The sequence below is a fragment of the Paraburkholderia susongensis genome (assembly GCF_900177725.1).
GTDB classification, from domain to species: Bacteria; Pseudomonadota; Gammaproteobacteria; order Burkholderiales; family Burkholderiaceae; genus Paraburkholderia; species Paraburkholderia susongensis.
This window is the reverse complement of record NZ_FXAT01000001.1, coordinates 944,943-962,986: the sequence shown is the minus strand read 5'-3', so window position 1 is coordinate 962,986 and position 18,044 is coordinate 944,943. Positions and strand designations below refer to the sequence as shown.

16 protein-coding genes and 1 other RNA gene are annotated in these 18,044 nt (G+C 63.9%); 10 read left to right on the top strand and 7 right to left on the bottom strand.

The features are described from left to right. Together B9Z01_RS04425 and B9Z01_RS04420 are read right to left on the bottom strand one after the other, a co-directional pair. Positions 1-1,575, bottom strand: coding sequence for a formate dehydrogenase beta subunit (locus B9Z01_RS04425; RefSeq protein ID WP_085480993.1), 1,575 nt, complete (start codon positions 1,573-1,575; stop codon positions 1-3). After that, a complete protein-coding gene (locus B9Z01_RS04420) occupies positions 1,572-2,057 on the bottom strand; it encodes an NAD(P)H-dependent oxidoreductase subunit E (protein ID WP_085480992.1) in 486 nt (161 codons plus the stop codon). The genes B9Z01_RS04425 and B9Z01_RS04420 overlap by 4 nt, the downstream gene beginning before the upstream one ends. Positions 2,058-2,191: 134 nt before the next feature. On the opposite strand from B9Z01_RS04420, the gene B9Z01_RS04415 reads away from it, so the two are divergent. Then, a complete protein-coding gene (locus B9Z01_RS04415; protein ID WP_085480991.1) occupies positions 2,192-3,271 on the top strand; it encodes a substrate-binding domain-containing protein in 1,080 nt (359 codons plus the stop codon). A gap of 108 nt (positions 3,272-3,379) precedes the next feature. Then, on the top strand, positions 3,380-3,646 hold the full coding sequence (locus B9Z01_RS04410) for a hypothetical protein (RefSeq protein ID WP_085480990.1): 267 nt from the start codon (positions 3,380-3,382) through the stop codon (positions 3,644-3,646). Positions 3,647-3,801: 155 nt separating this feature from the next. On the opposite strand, the gene B9Z01_RS04405 is transcribed toward B9Z01_RS04410, so the two are convergent. The 5 genes from B9Z01_RS04405 to ompA all read right to left on the bottom strand — a co-directional run bounded on the left by B9Z01_RS04405 (position 3,802) and on the right by ompA (position 7,381). Further along, positions 3,802-4,170: a COG4315 family predicted lipoprotein gene (locus tag B9Z01_RS04405; RefSeq protein WP_085480989.1), complete on the bottom strand. Its 369-nt coding sequence runs from the start codon at positions 4,168-4,170 to the stop codon at positions 3,802-3,804. A 306-nt stretch (positions 4,171-4,476) separates the two neighbouring features. Next, positions 4,477-4,846: a transfer-messenger RNA gene (gene ssrA, locus B9Z01_RS04400) on the bottom strand. Between the two features lie 162 nt (positions 4,847-5,008). Next, positions 5,009-5,722 carry a phosphoglycolate phosphatase gene (gph, locus tag B9Z01_RS04395; RefSeq protein WP_085480988.1) on the bottom strand — a complete coding sequence of 238 codons (714 nt, stop codon included), beginning with the start codon at positions 5,720-5,722 and terminating at the stop codon, positions 5,009-5,011. A gap of 56 nt (positions 5,723-5,778) precedes the next feature. Next, entirely contained in the window at positions 5,779-6,477 is a 699-nt protein-coding gene (gene ubiG, locus B9Z01_RS04390) for a bifunctional 2-polyprenyl-6-hydroxyphenol methylase/3-demethylubiquinol 3-O-methyltransferase UbiG (RefSeq protein WP_085480987.1), read from the bottom strand. 259 nt (positions 6,478-6,736) lie between these two features. Next, on the bottom strand, positions 6,737-7,381 hold the full coding sequence (ompA, locus tag B9Z01_RS04385) for an outer membrane protein OmpA (protein WP_085480986.1): 645 nt from the start codon (positions 7,379-7,381) through the stop codon (positions 6,737-6,739). A gap of 477 nt (positions 7,382-7,858) precedes the next feature. Between ompA and gyrA the strand changes: the two genes are divergently transcribed. The 8 genes from gyrA (at position 7,859) to cmk (ending at position 17,964) form a co-directional block, all read left to right on the top strand. Continuing rightward, positions 7,859-10,489 (top strand): DNA gyrase subunit A, encoded by a 2,631-nt coding sequence (gyrA, locus tag B9Z01_RS04380; protein WP_085480985.1) that lies wholly within the window; start codon positions 7,859-7,861, stop codon positions 10,487-10,489. 123 nt (positions 10,490-10,612) lie between these two features. Then, positions 10,613-11,224, top strand: coding sequence for a DUF2059 domain-containing protein (locus B9Z01_RS04375; protein ID WP_085480984.1), 612 nt, complete (start codon positions 10,613-10,615; stop codon positions 11,222-11,224). 236 nt (positions 11,225-11,460) lie between these two features. Beyond that, positions 11,461-12,543 carry a 3-phosphoserine/phosphohydroxythreonine transaminase gene (gene serC / locus B9Z01_RS04370; RefSeq protein WP_085480983.1) on the top strand — a complete coding sequence of 361 codons (1,083 nt, stop codon included), beginning with the start codon at positions 11,461-11,463 and terminating at the stop codon, positions 12,541-12,543. A gap of 62 nt (positions 12,544-12,605) precedes the next feature. Beyond that, positions 12,606-13,685, top strand: a complete 1,080-nt coding sequence (gene pheA, locus B9Z01_RS04365) for a prephenate dehydratase (RefSeq protein WP_085480982.1) — start codon at positions 12,606-12,608, stop codon at positions 13,683-13,685. 97 nt (positions 13,686-13,782) lie between these two features. Beyond that, complete coding sequence (hisC, locus tag B9Z01_RS04360) at positions 13,783-14,910, top strand: histidinol-phosphate transaminase (protein WP_085480981.1); 1,128 nt, start codon at positions 13,783-13,785, stop codon at positions 14,908-14,910. A 56-nt stretch (positions 14,911-14,966) separates the two neighbouring features. Further along, positions 14,967-15,908, top strand: a complete 942-nt coding sequence (locus tag B9Z01_RS36060; protein WP_244195929.1) for a prephenate dehydrogenase — start codon at positions 14,967-14,969, stop codon at positions 15,906-15,908. Between the two features lie 18 nt (positions 15,909-15,926). Next, the gene (gene aroA, locus B9Z01_RS36055; RefSeq protein ID WP_244195915.1) at positions 15,927-17,231 is read left to right on the top strand and encodes a 3-phosphoshikimate 1-carboxyvinyltransferase; all 1,305 of its coding nucleotides are present in this window, start codon (positions 15,927-15,929) and stop codon (positions 17,229-17,231) included. A 46-nt stretch (positions 17,232-17,277) separates the two neighbouring features. Then, positions 17,278-17,964, top strand: a complete 687-nt coding sequence (cmk, locus tag B9Z01_RS04350; protein ID WP_085480980.1) for a (d)CMP kinase — start codon at positions 17,278-17,280, stop codon at positions 17,962-17,964. Positions 17,965-18,044 lie beyond the last annotated feature (80 nt).

Sequence of the window (18,044 nt, the reverse complement as noted above, 5' to 3'; positions counted from 1 at the left end):
TCAGGCCGCGGCCGCTTTGGTGGCGTGATCGGCAGTGTGATCGCCGGCGAGACCGAAGTCTTCGGGGAAATGATCGAGCGCGGACAGCACCGGGTACGGCGTCATGCCGCCCATCGCGCACAACGAACCGGACACCATCGTGTCGCACAGATCGCGCAGCAATTGCACCTGGCGCGTGGATGTGTCGCCGTTGCGAATCCGCGCGATCACCTCGACGCCGCGCGTCGAGCCGATCCGGCACGGCGTGCATTTGCCGCATGATTCGAGCGCGCAGAAGTGCATCGCGTATTGCGCGAGTTCGGCGAGATTCGAGGTGTCGTCGTGCACGACGAGGCCGCCGTGGCCGATCACCGCGCCGACTGCCGCATACGCTTCGTAGTCCATCGGAATGTCCCACTGGCTTTGCGGCAGATACGTGCCGAGCGGGCCGCCCACCTGCACCGCGCGCGCCGGCCGGCCGCTCGCCGTGCCGCCGCCGTAGTCTTCGAGCAACTCGCGCAGTGTCACGCCGAACGCAAGTTCGACGAGCCCGCCGCGCCTGATGTTGCCGGCGAGCTGGAACGGCAGCGTGCCGCGCGAGCGGCCCATGCCGAAGTTCTGATAGAACGCCGCGCCGCGCGCGAAAATGATCGGCACCGTCGCGAGCGTGATGACGTTGTTGATGACGGTCGGCTGGCCGTACAAACCGGCAAGCGCCGGCACCGGCGGCTTTGCGCGCACGATGCCGCGCTTGCCTTCGAGCGATTCGAGCAGCGCGGTTTCTTCGCCGCACACGTATGAGCCCGCGCCTTTCGCGACGAACAGCTCGAAGCGGTGCGTACTCGAGAGCACGCTGTCGCCGAGCCAGCCCGCTTTGCGCGCGTGGGCGATGGCCGCTTCGAGCGTCGCGATCGAATGCGGGTATTCGCTGCGCACGTAGATGTAGCCGACCGTGGCGCCCGTCACGACGCCCGCGATGATCATGCCTTCGATCAGCATGTACGGGTCGCTTTCCATCACGAGGCGATCGGAGAAGGTGCCCGAGTCGCCCTCGTCGGCATTGCAGACGATGTACTTCTGCGCCGCCTTCGCGCCGCGCACCGTGCGCCATTTGATGCCGGCCGGAAACGCCGCGCCGCCACGACCGCGCAGGCCGGATTCGATCAGCGCTGCGCAGGCGGCGTCGCCGTCGGTTTGCAGTGCCGCGCGCAGGCCGTCGAGGCCGCCGTTGGCGAGGTAGTCGTCGATCGACAGCGGATCGGTGATACCGATGCGCGCAAAGGTCAGGCGTTGCTGCTTCTTCAGATACGGAATCTCGTCGACCACGCCGACGCGCCGCGCATGCTCGCCGCCGTCGACGAAACCCGCATCGAATAGCGCGGCGACGTCTTGCGTTTCGACGTTCGCGTAACCGATGCGGCCTTCGGGCGTCGCAACCTCGACGAGCGGTTCGAGCCACAGCAGCCCGCGCGAGCCGTTGCGCACGAGTTCGATGTCGATGCCGCGGCGCGTGGCCTCGGTCGCGATGGCTTCAGCAAGCGCATCGGCGCCGAGCGCGAGCGCCGATGAATCGCGGGGGACATAGATGCGCGTCATGCCGGCACCTCCACGCGCTTGCGGGCCGCGGCGAACAGCGCGTCGAATTTTTGCGGTGACACGCGCGCGTGCAGGGTGCCGTTGAGCATCAGCGCCGGCGATAGCGCGCATTGGCCGAGGCAGTACACCGATTCGAGTTCCACGTTGGCGCCGTCCTGATGCCCGGTGTCGAAACGGCAACCGGTGTGCGCCTCGATGTGCTGTGCGAGTGCTTCGGTGCCCATGCTGCGGCATGCTTCGGCGCGGCACAGTTGCACGGTCACGGGCGCAGCGGGCGTGGTGCGGAAATGGTGGTAGTAGGTGATGACGCCGTGCACTTCCGCGCGCGAGAGGTTCAGCGCGCGAGCGAGCGGTTCAACCACGGCGGGCGGCACGTAGCCGAGATCGTCCTGGATCGCGTGCAGGATGGTCAGCAGCGATCTGCCCGGCTGCGCGTGACGCTGCACGAGCTGATCCGGCGCGAGGGCGAGAGAATCATCCAATTGGGGGCTCCTTCAAAGCGATATATGCACTTGTTATTCATAATGTGTGCACGTATGCTTCGCTTATCCGATATGGTATAGCTGAACGATAGGCGGGCCAGACGGTACGCGCAATAGGAAAGAGTTGAGCATATATGGTCAGGATCGAATGCCAGGTCGAACTGGTGGTGAAGGGCGCGGACGGCCGCGAGGCCAGCCTGTCTGACGTGGTGCCGCTGCTCGCGCTCGTCGACGAATCGGGCAGCATCGCGCAGGCCGCGGCGCTTAAGGGTTTGTCCTACCGGCACGCGTGGGGGTTGCTGCGCAGCATCGAGGAGCGTCTGGGCGGGGCGCTGATCGCGAAAGAGCGCGGGCGCGGCTCCGTGCTCTCCGAGCTCGGCCAGGCGGTGCTGCGCGCGCAGCGGCTGTGCGGCGAGCGGCTCGACGGCAATCTGCAGGCGCTCGCGAGCGAGGTGGCGAGCGATCTGAACCGCTGGCTCGCGCCGCCCGCCGACGACGTGCGCATCCACGCATCGCACGGTTACGCGGTGGCCGCGCTCGTGACAGCGCTCGTCGCGCGCGATCTGCCGGTCGACATCAAATACCGGGATAGTGCGGACGCCGTCAGCGCGCTCGCGCGCGGCGAATGCGATCTGGCGGGCTTTCACCTGCCGCTCGGCGAATTTCGCGCGGCCTGCGCCGATACCTACCGGCGCTGGCTCGACCCGCAGCGTCATGTGCTCGTGCATCTGACGCGGCGCAAACAGGGGCTTTTCATCGGCAAGGGCAATCCGAAGCGGATCGCCGGCCTCGCCGATCTCGCCCGCGACGACATTCGCTTCGTCAACCGGCAGCCCGGCTCCGGCACGCGCATGCTGCTCGATCTCGCGCTGCGCCGGATCGGCGTGGACCCGGACCGGGTCAATGGGTATGCGTCGACCGAGCTCACGCATTCGGCGATTGCGGCCTTTGTCGCGAGCGGCATGGCGGATGTGGGCTTCGGCGTGGAGCCGGCCGCGCATCACTTCGGGCTCGACTTCATTCCGGTCGTCGACGAGGACTACTACTTTGCCTGCGACCGCGCGCATCTCACGCGCACGCCGCTTGCGTCCGTGATCGGGCTGCTGCGCGGCAGCGCGTTTCGCCATAGTGTCGAGCTGCTCGATGGTTACGATCCGCGCGACTGCGGCCGGCTCGTGGATCTGGCCGAGGGCCTCGGCGAAGCGGTGGCGTAAGAGGCTGTAAACATAAGGCTGCCGGTACCGCTGCGAAGTGCGTTCGTTTCGGATACTCTGTTAGCTTCGCTTCCGCTTTAACCGCGCGCCACGTTGCGCTGAACCGATATGAAAGCCCTTCTCCACGCATGTGCCGCAGTTGCAGCGGCAGGTGTGCTTTGCGCCACCGTCTCCGTTGCTTTCGCGCAGAATTCGCCCGGCGTGCCGGGCGGCATCCTGCAGGACGAGTTCCGTCTCAACGAGCATCCGCAAATGCCGTTCGCGGCTTCCGCGCCGTCAGCCAAGTATCAGCATGGCACACGCTCGGCGGCCCGTAAGCGCGGTGACATGGGGGATCCGAACGGCTGCAATCTGCAGTGCCCTCAAGACAACTAGGATTTCGCATCGAATCCGCTCGATGCCTGATACAACGCCGGCTTTACGCCGGCGTTGTGCTTTGCGGGGTCTTGCGACCCCTTGCGGCGCTTTGCGGTCCTTTGCGGTCCTTTGCGGCTGGTCTATACCGGCCGACGTTTTCCGCAGGTGTCCGCTCAAGGTTTGGCGATGTGCCACATGTCCTTGAAACCGTCTCCCTTCGTATCCCCCGCCTGCTTGTCGGCCGCATAACGATAGAGCGGATGGCCTTTGTACGCCCACTGCTGTTTGCCGTCCGCATTGGGGACCAGCGTCAAGTCACCGGACGGCTTGTCCGTCGAGGTCGCCGTCGCCGGCGGCCAGTAGTTCATGCAGCCGCCCGTGCAGGCGCTTACGCCTGGCGTGGTGTCTTTGTCGAACGTGTAGAGCGTCATGCCGTCAGCATTGACGAAGCGGCCGCTGTTCACTTTGGGTGGATCGGCGAAGGCGCTCTGTTGCAGCGCAATTAATGCAAGCGGGGCCAGGAAGAGGATCGACTTGCGCATGATGCGGGCTCCTGTGTCGGCGACGGGTTGGAGGGTGCGGTTTTGACAGCGCGGTTGAGATCGTGCTTGAGATCGCGTTTGAGATGGTTCGGTTCGAGTATAGGCAGCGAATGGAGACTCGGCGGATGGAGTCGCGGCCCGCTGTTGCGTGTGCAATGGAATGAACGGGTGAGGGCGGGGAGTATTCCGCGGGCGGGCCGAGGAAGCGAGGGGCGGCTGGACGCTTTCACGCCATTGAAATGAAAAACCCCAGCAGGGTTGCTGCCGGGGTTTGAGGGGCGTTCCTGATGAACGTCCGAAGGTGTTTGGTGGAGGCGGCGGGAATCGAACCCGCGTCCAGAAGTCCTCTACGACTAGTTCTACATGTTTAGTTCTGTCTTTTGATTTAACCGCAGCGACGCGGACGAACACGCTGCGCTACGGCGATTCACTAAATTTTCGACCCGGACGTCGTGACGCCGCCAAGGCTTAACTGACGTATATGACCTCTGTCGGTATTGCTACCGGTCTTGCGACACTAGCCCGTCAGTGAACTAGGCAGAGGACGGCGGCCCTTAGGCTGCCAGTGCGAACGTATCGTCGTTTGCAGTTACGTTTTTCCCATTGATTAACGAGGTGACGGGTCCTCGACATGCCCTAGCCGCTTCGCAACCCCTGTCGAAACCAGGTCGCCCCCGCGGTTCGTTGCTCAGAACATATGAGCCAACGCAGATTTTACAATAGATTGACGGCCGCGTCCCGTTATCGCTTCCTTTCTGTTAGCGGGGCCGCCCACGCCGCGCAAGTGTGTCAGGTAGCGCTGATGCGGGGCGTGATGCGCGGGGATGCGCCGCGCGCATCAGCCGATTTCACGCAGTAGCTTCTGCAACTCAGCCGGCGATTGGACGACATGCTGCGCGTGCCACTGCGTCGGCGGGATGTCGTTGCCGCAATAGCCGTACGCCGCCGCGACGGTTTTCATGCCGGCGGCGAAGCCTGCCTGCACGTCGCGCAGATCGTCGCCGACATAGACGACGCGCTCCGGCGCGACGTCCAGCTCGCGTGCAGCATGCAGCAAAGGCGCGGGGTGCGGCTTCGAATGCGGGGTCGTGTCGCCGCTCACCACGCAGCCGGCCCGTTCCTCGAGACCCAGTTGCGCGACCAGCGGCTCGGTGAGCCGCGCGACCTTGTTCGTCACGATGCCCCAGCGCACACTGCGCGCGTCGAGTTCGTCGAGCAGTTCGGCGATGCCGGGGAACAGCGTGGTCTCGATGCACAAATCGGCTTCGTAGTTCGCGAGGAACTCCTCGCGCATCGACGTGAATTCGTGGTTGTCGGGGCCAATACCGAACGCGCCGCCGATCAGCCCGCGCGCCCCAGCGGAAGCGAGCGGGCGCAGCTGTTCGAGCGGAACCATCTCCAGTCCGCGGTCGTGGCGCATCTTGTTGACGGCGGCCGCGAGATCGGGCGCCGTGTCGGCTAGCGTGCCGTCGAGGTCGAAAAGCACGGCTTGGCAGAGGCCGAGCACGTCGTCGTTATCTTCGCGTTGGGGCAGGGGAGTCGGGTCGCTCATTGTTCGCTCGGGGGCGGCGGGTCAAGGCAAATTCGGACAGGTTCGGGCGGGGTGGCTCAGGCGTCGCGGCGGCAGGCGAGCATGTAGTTGACACTCGTGTCGGCCGACAGCGTGAAATGCTTGCTGAGCGGGTTGTAGACAATGCCTTTGATATCGCTCGTGTGCAGGCCAGCGGCGCGCACGAAGCCCGCCAGTTCCGACGGGCGGATAAAGCGCGCGTAGTCGTGCGTTCCTTTGGGAAGCATTCGCGCGATGTATTCAGCGCCGATCACCGCGAAGAGGTACGACTTCACATTGCGGTTCAACGTGGAGAAGAATACCCAGCCGCCCGGCTTCACGAGCTCTTTGCATGCCTGGACGATTGCAGCCGGCTCGGGCACGTGCTCGAGCATTTCCATGCAGGTAATCACGTCGTAGCTGGCCGGTTCGCGGGCAGCGAGCGCCTCGGCGGCGATTTCTTCGTAGTCGACGGTTACACCGCTTTCAAGGCTGTGAAGATCGGCAACGCCGAGAGCCTGCGTCGACAGATCGATGCCCTTCACATGGGCGCCGAGACCCGCCATCGATTCCGACAGAATGCCGCCGCCGCAACCGATATCCAATACCTTCTTTCCCGCGAGATGCGCGTGTGTGTCGATCCAGCTCAGACGAATGGGGTTGAGTTCGTGTAACGGCTTGAATTCGGCATTCGGGTCCCACCACCGATGCGCAAGGTCGCTGAATTTCTGTAGTTCGTGGGGGTCGGCGTTGGTCATGGCGAAAGCTGCCTCGATGAGAGCGGTGAGCGAGCGCTCGAGGATAAAACCCGAGTATATAGGGCGAGAGAAAGGGCGGCAAAAGGGCGGCTTGCCAAGGCGCGCGTGCAGGCATGTGATAGCGGACGCCTGCGCCGCTTACCGCGGCAGGCGTTGCGCGTCGTGCCGGAAAGCGGTGCGGGCGCTGCGACCGTTGGATAAGCGCGCATAAAAAAAGCCCCGCCTGAGCGGGGCTTTCGATACTGCGGTAATTTGCAGCTTACTGCTTCGGCGTGCCGACAACTTCGACTTCCACGCGACGATCCGGTGCGAGGCAGGCGATGAGTTGCTTGCGATTCCGCTGGTTGCAACCAGTCGTGACCGGGTTGCGTTTGCCCTTGCCTTCCGTGTAGATGCGGTTGGCTTCGATGCCCTTGCTGACCAGGAATGCCTTCACAGCTTGAGCGCGGCGCATCGACAGACGGTCGTTGTACGCGTCCGTGCCGATGCGGTCGGTGTGACCCGTTGCCACGACGACTTCGAGGTTGATACCCTCGATCTTCGCTGCCAGTTCGCCCAGACGTTCCTTGCCAGCCGGCTTCAGGATTGCCTTGTCGAAATCGAACAGCGCGTCAGCCTGGTACGTAATCTTTTCGCTGGAGATGGCCGGCGCAGGAGCCGGAGCCGGCGGCGTCGGAGCCTGGACAACCAGGGCGCCGTCGCACTTGGCGTTAGCCGTTGCAGGCGTCCAGAATGCATCGCGCCAGCAAAGCTCGTTCGTGCCGTTCATCCACACGTATTCGCCCGTACCATTCACCCAGTTGTCGTTGACAGCTTGTCGCGACGCCGGCACGGATTGCGCCGCGGCGGATGCAGCCATAACTGCGGTAGCTGCAATGAACGCGAGCTTTGAAAGTTTATTCATATTTCTCCTCTCGAAATTGAGATTACCGCAGGTTTACTGCGAGCCTGTTGACGAAGACAAGTCATACATTGCTCGAAGTATAACATTGGTGCGGAACAAAAACCGTTTGTGTAGACTTCGAGCAGCGTCTGACTCTTTGTGCGTTGGCATTTTGCCATATCGTTCCCTTCCGACGAAAAAAAAATCTGCCCCCCATCAAATCCCCTTCCAATTGTGGTGCATGCGCAACAAATGCATTCGCCGCAGGAGTGCGCCAGCTCTGGCTCAGCGGGCAAATTGCCGCACGCACGAATCGAGCCCGATCGTTGCGAAAAGTGGAATGCCGGGGCGGCATTTTCGGCTGCCCCTCTAATATGTATACGTACCATCGCCGGGGGCGAATGCGCGGCATGTTAGAATCGCGTGATGCGTTGCGCCTGCAATGCTTACGCGAAGGTGCGGCGAACTCGCCGCCTTCGCACGTAAAAGATACGGATAATGGATCAATTCGCCAAAGAGACTCTGCCAATCTCCCTAGAGGAGGAAATGCGCCGTTCGTATCTCGATTACGCGATGAGCGTGATCGTAGGGCGAGCGCTTCCCGATGTCCGCGATGGCCTGAAGCCGGTGCACCGGCGCGTGCTGTACGCGATGCACGAGTTGAACAACGACTGGAACCGCGCGTACAAGAAGTCGGCGCGTATCGTCGGCGACGTCATCGGTAAATACCACCCGCACGGCGACACGGCTGTCTACGACACCATCGTTCGCATGGCGCAGGACTTTTCGCTGCGCTACATGCTCGTGGACGGCCAGGGCAACTTCGGTTCGGTCGACGGCGACAACGCCGCGGCGATGCGTTACACCGAAATCCGCATGGCGAAGATCGGCCACGAGCTGCTTGCCGACATCGACAAGGAAACCGTCGACTTCGTGCCGAACTACGACGGCAGCGAAAACGAACCGGCCATCCTGCCCGCGCGCATTCCCAATCTGCTGATCAATGGCTCGTCCGGCATCGCGGTCGGCATGGCGACCAACATTCCGCCGCACAACCTCAACGAGGTCGTCGACGCCTGTCAGCATCTGCTGAAGAACCCCGAGGCGACGATCGACGAGCTGATCGAGATCATTCCCGCGCCCGACTTCCCGACCGCCGGCATCATCTACGGCGTGGCCGGCGTGCGCGACGGCTATCGCACGGGGCGGGGCCGCGTCGTGATGCGCGCGCTCACGCACTTCGAGGAAATCGACCGCGGCCAGCGCATGGCGATCATCGTCGACGAGCTGCCGTACCAGGTGAACAAGCGCTCGCTGCTCGAGCGCATCGCCGAGCTCGTCAACGAGAAGAAGCTCGAAGGCATTTCCGACATCCGCGACGAGTCCGACAAGAGCGGCATGCGCGTCGTGATCGAGCTGAAGCGCGGCGAAGTGCCCGAGGTCGTGCTGAACAACCTGTACAAGGCGACCCAGCTTCAGGACACCTTCGGCATGAACATGGTCGCGCTCGTCGACGGCCAGCCGAAGCTCCTGAATCTGAAGGAAATGCTGTCGTGCTTCCTGTCGCATCGCCGGGAAGTGTTGACGCGGCGCACGGTCTACGAACTGCGCAAGGCGCGCGAACGTGGTCACGTGCTCGAAGGCCTCGCGGTTGCGCTCGCGAACATCGACGAATTCATCGCGCTCATCAAGGCCGCGCCGACGCCGCCTATCGCCAAGCAGGAATTGATGGCGCGCGCGTGGGATTCATCGCTCGTGCGCGAAATGCTGTCGCGCGCCGAGACGGAGAACGCGACGGCCGGCGGCCGCGAAGCCTACCGTCCGGAGGGTCTGAACCCGTCGTTCGGCATGCAGGCCGACGGCCTCTACCGTCTGTCCGACACCCAGGCGCAGGAAATCCTGCAGATGCGTCTGCAGCGCCTCACGGGTCTCGAGCAGGACAAGATCATCGGCGAATACCGCGACGTGATGGCGCAGATCGCCGACCTGCTCGACATCCTCGCTCGCCCGGAGCGCATTTCTGCGATCATCGTCGACGAACTCACGTCGATCAAGGCCGAATTCGGCGATGCGCGCCGCTCGAAGATCGAGCTGAACGCAACCGAGCTGAACACCGAAGACCTGATCACGCCGCAGGAAATGGTCGTGACCATGTCGCACGCGGGTTACGTGAAATCGCAGCCGTTGTCCGAATATCGGGCCCAGAAGCGCGGCGGTCGCGGCAAACAGGCGACTTCCATGAAGGAAGACGACTGGATCGACACGCTCTTCATCGCGAATACGCACGACCACATCCTGTGCTTCTCGAACCGTGGCCGCGTGTACTGGGTCAAGGTCTACGAAGTGCCGCAGGGCTCGCGGAATTCCCGCGGCCGCCCGATCGTCAATATGTTCCCGTTGCAGGAAGGCGAAAAGATCACGGTCGTGCTGCCGGTCAAGGAATTCTCGGCCGACAAGTTCGTGTTCATGGCGACTGCGTTAGGAACGGTAAAAAAGACGCCGCTCGAAGCATTCAGCCGTCCGCTGCGCAAGGGTATTATTGCGGTCGGTCTCGATGAGGGCGATTACCTGATTGGTGCCGCGATCACGGACGGCCAGCACGACGTGATGCTGTTCTCGGATTCGGGCAAGGCAGTGCGTTTCGACGAGAACGACGTGCGTCCGATGGGCCGCGAGGCGCGCGGCGTGCGCGGCATGCAGCTCGAAGACGGGCAGAACGTGATCGCGTTGCTGGTGGCCGGCGACGAGCAGGAGTCGGTGCTTACCGCCACTGAAAACGGCTTCGGCAAACGCACGCCGATCACCGAGTACACGCGTCACGGCCGCGGCACGAAGGGCATGATCGCGATCCAGACCTCGGAGCGTAACGGCAAGGTAGTCGCCGCCACGCTCGTGGATCAGGAGGCGCAGATCATGCTGATCACCACGACGGGCGTGCTGATCCGTACGCGCGTGTCGGAAATTCGAGAAATGGGACGTGCGACCCAAGGTGTTACACTCATCAGCCTTGACGAAGGGACCAAGCTGTCCGGTCTGCAACAGGTGGCTGAGGCTGAGGGCGAGGCGGAAAGCGATTCCGACAATCCCGCCGAAAGTGACAACGACGGGGAAGGCGGCGATGCGGCCTGATCCGCGTGGCGGCTTGCAGTCTCAGTAACAAGTTGAAAGCTGCGCCGGGAATCATTGCGTATCGGGCCGATACGCCTCCCCGCGCGGCGCGCGATTCAAGTTAATTTCTCTTAGGGAGTAATGATGCAAAAACGATTCAAACAACTGATGTTGCTGGCTGCCGTCGTGCCGACCTTCGCTATGGCTCAAGCGCTGCAGAACCAGGCACCGGCCGCAGCGGCTCCGGCTGCTGCCGCAGCACCGGTTGATCCGGCCAAGCAGGCTGCTATCAAAGACCTGCTCGACGCCATCGACGCGCAGAAGCTGGTCGGCGCAATCGGCAACAGCGCACAGATGCAAGCCAAGCAGCTCGTGCCGGCAATCCTGTCGGACGCGCTGAGCGAAAACAAGACGATGACGGACAAGCAGAAGCAGGCTGCCGTGCCGACGCTGCAGAAGAACACGGTGCCGAAGCTGGTTGACAGCGCGGGCCAGGTCTTCGCAACGGACTCTTTCCGTCAGGATGCGATGCAGGCTCAGTACGACGCTTACGCGAAGTACTACAGCACGTCGGAAATCAAGGATCTGACCACGTTCTACAAGAGCCCGACCGGCCGCAAATTCATCCAGGTGCAAGACCAGGTTGGCCGCGACGTCGTGAACAGCCTGATGCAGAAGTACATGCCGGAATCGATCAAGGCAACGCGTGACCAGGCCGACAAGGAAGTCGCATCGGTCAAGCCGGCTGCCAAGTAAATTCCGCTCGCAAGGCTGCCTCTATTGGGCAGCCTGCCGCCGCGTCCGCCGGGCAAGTGCCCGCAAGGCGCACCCGCTGGGCCATACGGCGTGGCGGGTTAGCGGCGACAATGCGATAATGGCCGTTTGCGCACACGCGCAGACGGCCATTTTCTATTTTCGGCGAGCAATTTCGCCGATCTTTTTGCCGATTTCCGCGCGATCCGTGTTTTTCGCGCCCGCTTCCAGGACTCCACATGCGCGTCTTTAATTTCTCCGCCGGTCCGGCGGCCATGCCCGAAGAAGTGCTGCGCCAGGCAGCCGACGAGATGCTCAACTGGCACGGCAGCGGCATGAGCGTGATGGAAATGAGCCACCGCGGCAAGGAATTCATGTCGATCCATGAGGAAGCGCTCACCGATCTGCGTGAACTGCTTCAGGTGCCGGCAAGCCACCGCATCCTGTTCCTGCAAGGCGGCGGGCTCGGCGAAAACGCAATCGTGCCGATGAACCTGCTGGGCGCGAAACCGCGTGCGGACTTCGTCATTACCGGTTCGTGGTCGCAGAAGTCGTTCAAGGAAGCGCAGAAATACGGCACCGTGCATCTGGCCGCGACCGGCCAGAGCGCGAATGGTTTTACGCGCGCGCCGGCGCGCTCGGAATGGCAACTGTCGGACGACCCGGCCTACGTGCATCTGTGCACGAACGAGACCATTCACGGCGTCGAAACCTTCGAGATTCCCGATCTCGGCGACATCCCGCTCGTCGCGGATGCGTCGTCGCACATTCTGTCGCGCCCGATGGACATCGCCAAATACGGCGTGCTGTTCGGCGGCGCGCAGAAGAACATCGGCATGGCGGGTGTGACCGTCGTGATCGTGCGTGAAGACATGCTCGATCGCGCCATGTCGATCTGCCCGTCGGCGTTCGAATGGAAGACCGTCGCCGAGAACAATTCGATGTACAACACGCCGCCTACCTACGCGATCTACATCGCCGGGCTCGTGTTCAAGTGGTTGAAGAAGCAGGGCGGCCTCGTCGCCATGGAAGCGCGCAATCTCGAAAAGTCGAAACTGCTGTACGACGCGATCGACTCGAGCAGCTTCTATCTGAACAAGGTCGAGCGTGGCTCGCGCTCGCGAATGAACGTACCGTTCTTCCTCGCCGACGAGTCGCGCAACGAAGATTTCCTGGCCGGCGCGAAAGCGCGGGGATTGGTGCAGCTAAAGGGCCACAAGTCCGTCGGCGGCATGCGGGCGTCGATCTATAACGCCGTCCCGCTCGAAGGCGTCAAAGCGCTTGTCGAATACATGAAGGAATTCGAGCGGCGCAGCGCCTGAGCCGTATTCACCGGCGCGCGCGCATCTTTTCCAGCAGTTACCCGGCAGAACCGTTTTCACGCATGGACGACGAACTCAATACACGACTCAAACCTCTGCGCGATCGCATCGACGCGCTCGACGCGCAACTGATCGCGCTCCTCAACCAGCGCGCGGCGGTGGCGCTCGAAGTGGGCGAGGTCAAGAAGCATTTCAATGCGCCGGTGTTCCGCCCCGAGCGCGAATTGCAGGTGATCGCGCGTCTGCAGGAGATGAGCGCTGGGCCGCTCAAGGACGAACACATCGGCGCGATCTGGCGCGAGATCATGGCGGCGAGCCGCGCGCTCGAAAAGACGCTCAAGGCCGCCTACCTCGGGCCGGTCGGCACCTATAGCGAACAGGCGATGCACGAGTACTTCGGTCAGTCGATCGAAGGGCTGCCGTGTCCGTCGATCGACGAAGTGTTCCGCTCGGTCGAGGCGGGCGCCGCCGACTACGGCGTCGTGCCGGTCGAGAATTCGACCGAAGGCGCGGTCTCGCGCACGCTCGATCTCCTGCTGCAAACGCAGCTCATCATCGGCGGCGAACTGGCCTTGCCGATCCACCACAATCTGCTGACGTTGAATGGTCTCGCTGGCGTCACGCGCGTGTGCGCGCATGCGCAGGCGCTCGCGCAGTGCCAGCGCTGGCTGTCGACGAACGCGCCGCATCTGAAGCGTCAGGCGGTGGCGAGTAACGCCGAAGCTGCGCGCATGGCCGCCGAAGATCCGACCGTAGCGGCCATTGCCGGCGATCGCGCCGCGATCCACTACGGCTTGCAGGTCACCAATGCGCTGATCCACGACGACCCGCACAACCGCACGCGCTTCGTGATGATCGGCAAGCAGCCGACCGGCCCGAGCGGCCGCGACCAGACCTCGCTGATCGTCTCGGTCATGAACGAGCCGGGCGCGGTGTTCAAGCTGCTCGAGCCGCTCGCGCGCCACGGTGTGTCGATGACGCGTTTCGAATCGCGTCCGGCGCGTATCGGCACATGGGAGTATTACTTCTACATCGACGTCGAGGGACATCGCGACGACCCGGCCGTGGCCGCCGCACTCGCCGAACTCGGCGAGAAGGCCGCGTTCCTGAAGATACTCGGCTCGTATCCGCGCGCCCGCTAACGGTCTTCGGCAGCGCAGTCCGGGCGGCGTCCAGCGCGCTGCCCGGCTGTATATTCCGGCTGTATATTCCATCACCCATCGTCGTTCGGAGATTTTCATGACAGCGTCTTTCGGCCCTTCCTACGTGCGTGCGATCGCGCCGTATATCGCCGGCAAGCCGATTTCGGAAGTGGCCCGCGAGTTCGGCCTCGAAGAGGCGAGCATCGTGAAGCTGGCATCGAATGAAAATCCGCTCGGCATGCCCGAGTCGGCGCAGCGCGCGATGGCGCAGGCGATTGGCGATCTCGGCCGCTATCCGGATTCGAACGGCTTCGAGCTGAAGGCCGCGCTCGCCGAACGCTACGGCGTGCCGGCCGAGTGGATCACGCTCGGCAACGGCAGCAACGACATCCTCGAACTCGCCGCGCATGCGTTCGTCGAGAAGGGCCAGTCGGTCGTGTTCTCGCAGTATTCGTTCGCGGTCTACGCGCTCGCGACGCAAGGCGTCGGCGCGCGCGCGATCGTCGTGCCGGCGCTTCGTCATGGTCACGACCTCGACGCGATGCTTGCCGCGATCACTGGCGACACGCGTCTCGTCTTCGTCGCGAATCCGAACAATCCGACCGGCACGTTCATCGAAGGCCCGAGGCTCGAGGCGTTTCTCGACAAGGTGCCGCGCCATGTGGTCGTCGTGCTCGACGAGGCGTACACCGAATATCTGTCGGCGGACAAGCGCTACGACTCGATCGCATGGGTGCGCCGTTACCCGAATCTGCTCGTGTCGCGCACGTTTTCGAAGGCGTTCGGCCTCGCGGGCCTGCGCATCGGCTTTGCGATCGCTCAGCCTGAATTGACCGATCTGCTGAACCGCCTGCGTCAGCCGTTCAACGTGAACACGCTCGCGCAGGCCGCGGCAATCGCCGCGCTCAACGACCGCGCGTTTCTCGAGAAGAGCGCGGCACTGAATGCACAGGGCTATCGCCGTCTGACCGAAGCGTTCGACCGGCTCGGCCTCGAATATGTGCCGTCCGAAGGTAATTTCGTGCTCGTGCGCGTCGGCAACGACGACGCTGCTGGCGCCCGCGTGAACCTCGCGTTGCTGAAGCAGGCCGTGATCGTGCGGCCGGTCGACAACTACGGCTTGTCGCAGTGGCTGCGCATTACGATCGGGCTGCCCGAAGAAAACGAGGCGTTTATCGCGGCGCTCGAAAAGACGCTCGTCGCGCCTGCCACGCGTTTGCTGTGAGCAAGCGCTGATTCTTGACCCGCGCGTCCGGCCAGCCAGGCCAGCGCGCTTATTTTGTGACCGACGTGGCCGCCTACTCTTTTGACAAGCTCGTGATTTTCGGTGTCGGCCTGATCGGCGGATCGCTCGCGCGCGCGTTGCGTGAACGCGGCGAAGCCGATGGGGCGCGCACGGTGATCGGTGTGGGGCGGACCTCCGCGTCGAGCGAGCGTGCGTTGGCGCTCGGTGTGATCGATGGCGCCGCGGCGCTCGACGACGATGCCGCGCTGCGCGACGCGCTCGCCGGCGCGGACTTCGTGCTGCTCGCGGCGCCCGTCGCGCAGACGCAGCCGTTGCTCGAGCGCATCGCGCCGTATCTCGAAGCGGGCACGATCGTTACCGATGCGGGCAGCACCAAGTCCGACGTGGTCGCCGCCGCGCGCGCGGCGCTCGGCGCGCGGATCGGCCAGTTCGTGCCGGGACATCCGATCGCCGGCCGCGAGTCGAGCGGCGTCGATGCCGCGCTGCCTGATCTGTACGTGAATCGCAACGTCGTGCTGTGTCCGTTGCCGGAGAATGCCCCGGCGGCGGTCGAGCGCGTCGCGGCGATGTGGCGCGCAACCGGCGCGCTCGTGCGGAACATGACGCCCGAGCAGCACGACCGCGTGTTCGCGTCGGTCAGTCACTTGCCGCACGTGCTGTCGTTCGCGCTGGTCGAGCAGATTCTCAATTCTCCCGACGCCGCGTTGAAATTCTCGTTCGCGGCGGGCGGCTTTCGCGACTTCACGCGCATCGCCGCGTCGAGCCCGGAGATGTGGCGCGACGTGTGCGTCGCCAATCGCGTTGCGTTGCTCGACGAACTCGACGCGTACACCGAGGTGCTCGCGCGTCTGCGCTCGGCCATCGAAGCCGGCGACGGCGCCGCGCTCGAAGCCGTGTTCGCCCGCTCGCGCGTGGCGCGCAGTCAGTGGCAGGAACAGCGCGCGTCCGGCGTAGCCGGCAGCGACGCGTCGAAATAACCGGAAACTGGACTCATCATGGAATTCCTCGATCTCGGACCTTTTTCCCGTGCGTCCGGCACGGTTCGTCTGCCAGGCTCGAAGAGCATTTCGAACCGCGTGCTGCTGCTCGCCGCGCTTGCCGAGGGCGAGACGACGATCACGAATCTGCTCGATTCCGACGACACCCGGGTGATGCTCGACGCGCTCGAAAAGCTCGGCGTGCGTCTGAAGCGCGACGGCGACACCTGCGTCGTGACCGGCACGCGCGGCGCATTCACCGCGCGCACGGCCGACCTGTTCCTCGGCAATGCGGGCACGGCGGTGCGCCCGCTCACCGCGGCGCTTGCCGTGAACGGCGGCGACTACCGGATTCACGGCGTGCCGCGCATGCACGAGCGGCCGATCGGCGATCTCGTCGACGGCCTGCGCCAGATCGGCGCGACCATCGACTACGAGCAGAACGACGGCTATCCGCCGCTGCGCATCCGTCCCGCGCAGATTTCCGCCGAGGCGCCGATCCGCGTGCGCGGCGACGTGTCGAGCCAGTTCCTGACCTCGCTTCTGATGACGCTGCCGCTTCTGCGCACCGCGAGCGGCGTGAGCACCGTGCAGGTGGACGGCGAACTGATCTCGAAGCCGTACATCGAGATCACGATCAAGCTGATGGCGCGCTTCGGCATCAAGGTCGAGCGCCACGGCTGGCATCAGTTCGTCGTGCCGGCGGGGCAGCGCTATCAGTCGCCGGGCACGATCATGGTGGAGGGCGACGCGTCGTCGGCGTCCTATTTCCTCGCGGCGGGTGCGCTCGGCGGCGGGCCGCTGAAAGTGGAGGGCGTCGGCCGCGCGAGCATCCAGGGCGACGTCGGCTTTGCCGATGCGCTCATCAGGATGGGCGCGAACCTGCAGATGGGCGAGGACTGGATCGAGGTGCGCGGCGTCGGCAACGACCACGGCAAGCTCGATCCGATCGACATGGACTTCAACCTGATTCCCGATGCCGCGATGACGATTGCCGTCGCCGCGCTGTTCGCGGACGGCACGACCACGCTGCGCAACATCGCGAGCTGGCGTGTGAAGGAAACCGACCGGATCGCCGCGATGGCGACCGAGCTGCGCAAGGTCGGCGCGACGGTGCAGGAGGGCGAGGATTTCCTCGTCGTCACGCCGCCTGAAAAGCTGATCCCGAATGCCGCGATCGACACCTACGACGATCACCGCATGGCGATGTGCTTTTCGCTCGTCAGCCTCGGCGGCGTGCCGGTCCGGATCAACGACCCGAAGTGCGTCGGCAAGACGTTTCCTGATTATTTCGAGCGCTTCACCGCGCTGGCCCAATCCTGATCCAACCCAGATTCGCTCCAGAATCGACTGACGTGCGACTTTTTCGATGAAACCGACCCGTCCCTTTCACCAGACGCCCGTCATTACGATCGACGGCCCCAGCGCCTCCGGCAAAGGCACCGTGGCCGCGCTGGTCGCCGCCAGCCTCGGCTTTCACCTGCTCGACAGCGGCGCGCTGTATCGGCTCGCGGCGCTCGCGAGCCTGCGCTATGGCATCGCCGGGAACGATACCGACGCTCTTGTCGAACTGATCGACGACCTCCACATCACGTTTCGCGAGGGGCTCGCGCAGCTCGACGGCGTCGATGTGTCAACCGAAATTCGCGCCGAGGAAGTGGGCAGCCGGGCCTCGGCGATCGCCGTGCACGCGCCCGTGCGGGCTGCGCTGGTGGCACGTCAGCGGGCGTTTCGCAAGGAGCCGGGGCTGGTCGCCGACGGCCGCGACATGGGCACCGTGATCTTCCAGGACGCCGTGCTCAAGGTATTCATGACCGCGAGCGTCGAGGCCCGCGCGACGCGCCGGCATAAGCAATTGATCCAAAAAGGATTTTCTGCTAATATAGATGACTTGCTCCGGGATTTGCGTGAGCGCGACGAGCGTGACAGTCAGCGCGCGGCCGCGCCGCTCAAGCCCGCGGCGGATGCGAAGCTGCTTGATACCTCTGCATTGTCGGTCGACCAGGCGGTCGAGCAGGTGGTGCAATGGTATGAAGCGCTGGTCCCGCATGCGTGACCTCAAACGGTAACGCATCAGCGGCGAAGCAAGGCAGTTCCGTTGCTGGTAGGTGCTTCGCGATGGTCGCGAAGCGTTGT